This is a genomic window from Micromonospora sp. DT4, assembly GCF_049841675.1.
GTDB lineage: Bacteria > Actinomycetota > Actinomycetes > Mycobacteriales > Micromonosporaceae > Micromonospora.
Window position 1 is genome coordinate 1 of sequence record NZ_JBNCKT010000377.1, and the last position, 518, is coordinate 518.

Below are 518 nucleotides of genomic sequence, written 5' to 3' on the forward strand. Positions count from 1 at the left end.
TCCACAACTGCCCGACTCGCCGCCTTCGTCCGTGTCGCGCCAATCAACCGTTATGCGTTGCTGAGATCACCTCAGTGTCCCGCGCCTTAAATTTGTTTCCTATTTGTTGTTGTGGTGACATCGGGCGGTGACTGTGGTGGTGGATGCTGTCTGCATGGCTGGTCGTGGTCGCCCGAAGGCGGAACTGGTGCTCACCGACGAGGAGCGGGGCACGCTGGTGTCGTGGTCGCGGCGGCGTAAGAGACCGTCGGGTAACCGTATGGCTACGCCACGATAAGTTGTTCGGCGTTGATGCGTCGGGCGGCTTCGCGTTCGGTGGCGTTGGTCCAGCGGATCGTCTGACCGGCCAGTCGCATCGTCATGAGTCGAATCATCGCGATCTTGATCCTGGCTTCGGAGTTGACCGTCAGTCGCTCATAGTCACGGGCCAGGCGCCGGTTACGCACCAGCCAGCCGAACGTCCGCTCGACCACCCACCGGCGGGGTAGGACCTTGAAGCCCTTGACGTCGTCGGTGCG

1 protein-coding gene is annotated in these 518 nt (G+C 62.2%); it reads right to left on the minus strand.

Annotation, left to right across the window (positions count from 1 at the left end; genetic code table 11):
• Positions 1 to 263: 263 nt before the first annotated feature.
• On the minus strand, positions 264 to 518 hold a 255-nt coding region (locus tag ACLQ24_RS30185; RefSeq protein ID WP_425895130.1), incomplete at its 5' end, for a transposase.